At 67.5% G+C, this 3,495-nt stretch carries 2 protein-coding genes; both read right to left on the bottom strand.

Features of this window, described 5'->3' with window-relative positions; translation table 11 throughout:
- Positions 1-187: S4 domain-containing protein (locus AC1D34_RS35330; RefSeq protein WP_476826758.1), on the bottom strand; the 187-nt coding region annotated here is incomplete at its 3' end.
- Between the two features lie 42 nt (positions 188-229).
- A partial coding sequence (locus tag AC1D34_RS35325; RefSeq protein ID WP_476826757.1) for a helicase-related protein occupies positions 230-3,495 on the bottom strand: 3,266 nt, incomplete at its 5' end.

Below are 3,495 nucleotides of genomic sequence, written 5' to 3'. Positions count from 1 at the left end.
CTATGGTCTCATGCACCAGCGCCAGTGTCAGCACGTCGCCGAGCTTGAGCCCAAGCGCTGCATTCCCTGCACGCCGACCATTCACGCGGACATGGCCGTCATCCACCAGACGCACAGCGACCGAGCGCGTCTTGGAGAAACGCGCGAACCAGAGCCACTTGTCGAGACGCTGGCGATCTTCCCGCAAGGACAGCCTTTCCGCTCAGCCCCAGGTCAGTTGAGCCCCATGTCAGGTCTTGCGCCCGCCGCCCTCGAGTTGGGCCTTGAGAGCCGCAAGCTTGGCAAAGGGCGAATCCGGATCAGGCTCGCGCTCGGCCGGACGCGGCTTTGACGCCTGCTGGAAACGCTCGTTGCCCCGCTCCTCGCGGCGTGGGCCACCTGGGCGTCCATCGCGCTTGAAGTCCGGCCGCGGGCCACGCCCCTGCTCGGGGCGGCCATTGCGCTGCGGCCGGCCGCTGCGCTTCTGATCACCCTCGCGCGGCTGCGCATCCTGTCGGGGAGCATCACCTTGAGACGCATTGGCGGCAGCCGGACGGCCACGATCGCCCTGGCGGCGACGCTCGTCGGGCCGGCCGTCACGGTTCGGACGTTCACCACGCCCTGCGCCAGGCTGACGCTCGCCCTGAGCGCCGTCGCGGCGACCGCGCCCGGCATGCTCCGGCCTGCGCCCACCCTGGTGACGATGCGGCCGCCAGACCTCGATTTCCTGCACCTCGGTCGCAGCAACCACATCAACCGCTGCCTCAGGGGCAAGAGCTTCCGCGGCAAGCGTCTCGGAGACAGGTGTCTCGTCGGCAGGCGCCGGCAGAGCAGACATGGCATCGGCTGGCACCGGATGTGCGGCTTGCTCGAGCTCGGTCTCCGCCGCGATCGGGGCGTCGGCCGTTTCAGGCGCGGCAGCCTCCGAAGAGGCAGCCTCGGCGGTCTCGATGTCAGTAGCGGCCAAAGGCTCGTCGACAATACCGGCGCCGGCCTCATCGGCCACCACCGCCGGATCGGCCTCGTGCCCAGCCGGGACGTCCGTAGTTTCCGCGGTCGGCGCGTCGGCAACCGGAGCGGTAGCCGCGACCGGTGGCTGCGCCAGCGGCACGGTGATCGCCGGTCCCGGACGCTTGGCCGAGACATAGCCGAGCGAGCGCAGGATCGAGGCGAAATCCTCGCCCGCACAACCGACCAGCGAGGTCATGGCACCGGTGACGACAAAACCGTCCTGATCGGCCGCGCCGGTGGGCGGCTGGCCCTGGGTCAGGCCCGGGCGATAGGCGATAGCCGGCCGGATCAGGTCAGCAAGCCGCTCGAGGATATCGACACGCACGGCGCGCTCGCCGCAGACGCGATAGCCGGCAGCACGGTAAAGGCCCTTCGGCACCGCCTTGTCGACGGCAAAGGATGTCCGACCCGAGGCTGCGAGATGGGCAATATCGTCGAGGCCCGACGTATCGGGCCCGCCATGCTTCAGCGCCCAGAGCTGGGCAGCCAGCGCACGTGGTGCCGGCTTCAGCAGGGCCGGGACGTAAAGATGAAAGGCTCCGAAGCGGATGCCGAGCTGACGGAGTGCCGCGCGGCCCTCCTGATCCAGCGTCTTCATCTCCTCGCCGACCTTGGCGCGCTCCAGCACGCCCAGCGACTCCCCGGCCTGATAGGCGATGCCGCGCGCGATACCGGTGACATTCTCGGCATTCTCGAGCAGCTGCAAGGCACCAAGCAGACGGGCGATGTGATTCTTGAGCCAGAGAGTGAGGCGCGCGTCGACCTGCTCGCGCGCCGGTCCGGTCAGGTGCTCCTCGACCAGCAGGCGCAGGCGCGGCTCCAGAACCTTGTCGCCGGCGACAAGCCGCGCGACCGGCTCACCGATCCAGCGCACCAGCCCGTCATGCGAAAGCACGAAGGCATCATCAGCCGCGAGCACGACACGCGCGGCGCGCGCTTCGATCTCGCTGGCAAGCGCCTTCATCGCGGCCATGTTCAAGGCTTTCGCCTCGGGCCCGCCAGCCTTGGGATCCGCCGTGAAGCGAAATCCCTGAAGCATCCCGACATGCTGTCCCTCGACGAGCACATCGCCCGTCGTGGTGACCTCAGCCTCCAACATTGCATTCTCCCGCAAACGACGCATCAGCACGCTCGTGCGCCGATCGACGAAACGGCTGGCTAGCCGCTCGTGCAAAGCGTCCGACAGCTTGTCCTCTACAAGACGCGCCACCCCCTGCCAATGCTCTGGATCAGGTAACCAGTCAGGACGGTTTGCGACATAGGTCCAAGTTCGGACCTGCGCAATGCGGGCAGACAGCGTGTCGATCTCGCCATCGGTCCGGTCAAGCGCATCGAGTTGGGCGCGATACCAGGCCGGATCGAGCCGTCCGTGGCGCATCAGGCGCAGATACAGCGTGGTGGCGAGATCAGCGTGCTGCATCGGCGCGATCTTGCGATAATCAGGTAGGCCACACACCTCCCAGAGCCGCTCGACTGCTGCACGGCCCTGCGCCAGCGGCCTGACATCGGCATCGCGGGCCAGAACCTCCAGCGTCGTCATGTCCTCTGCGATCAGCGCACGGGTCAGCCCCTGCTCGGTTGGCTGGACGTTCAGGCTGGCGATCAGCCCGTCGACGGAGCGCAGATCGAGATCGGAATTGCGCCATTGCAGCTGCCGCACCGATTCAAAACGATGATTCTCGATCGCCTCAACCAGTTCGGCGTCGAAGGGCGGGCAACGCCCGCTCGTGCCAAAGGTGCCGTCGCGCAGATGGCGGCCGGCGCGCCCGGCGACCTGGCCGAACTCCGCGGGGTTCAGCTTGCGGAAATGATGGCCGTCGAATTTCCGGTCCGACGCGAAGGCGATGTGATCGACATCGAGATTGAGCCCCATGCCGATGGCGTCCGTCGCGACGAGATAGTCAACGTCGCCCGACTGGTAGATCTCGACCTGGGCATTGCGCGTGCGCGGCGAGAGCGCGCCGAGCACGACGGCGGCTCCCCCCTTCTGCCGACGGATCAGTTCAGCGATCGCATAAACCTCCTCGACGGAGAAGGCGACGATCGCGCTGCGTCGTGGCAGGCGGGTGATCTTCTTGTCGCCGGCAAATGTGAGCTGCGACAGGCGTGGACGCGTGACGACGTTCACCCCGGGAATGAGCTGCTCGATCAGCGGCTTCATGGTGCCCGCGCCGATCAGCATCGTCTCGGCCCGTCCGCGCCGGTTCAGCAGGCGGTCGGTGAAGACGTGACCGCGGTCGAGGTCGGCCGCGAGTTGAATCTCGTCGATCGCGACGAAATCGACGGCGAGATCGCGCGGCATGGCCTCGACGGTGCAGACCCAGAAGCGGGGCCGCTGCGGCTTGATCTTTTCCTCGCCGGTGACCAGCGCCACCGCCTCGGGGCCGACCTTCTCGACCACGCGGCCATAGACCTCGCGCGCCAGCAGGCGCAACGGCAGGCCGATCATTCCGGTCGGGTGCGCCACCATCCGCTCGATCGCCAGATGCGTCTTGCCGGTATTGG

Source organism: Allobosea sp. P1_A7 (genome assembly GCF_056406775.1).
This window is presented reverse-complemented; position numbering and strand designations above follow the sequence as displayed.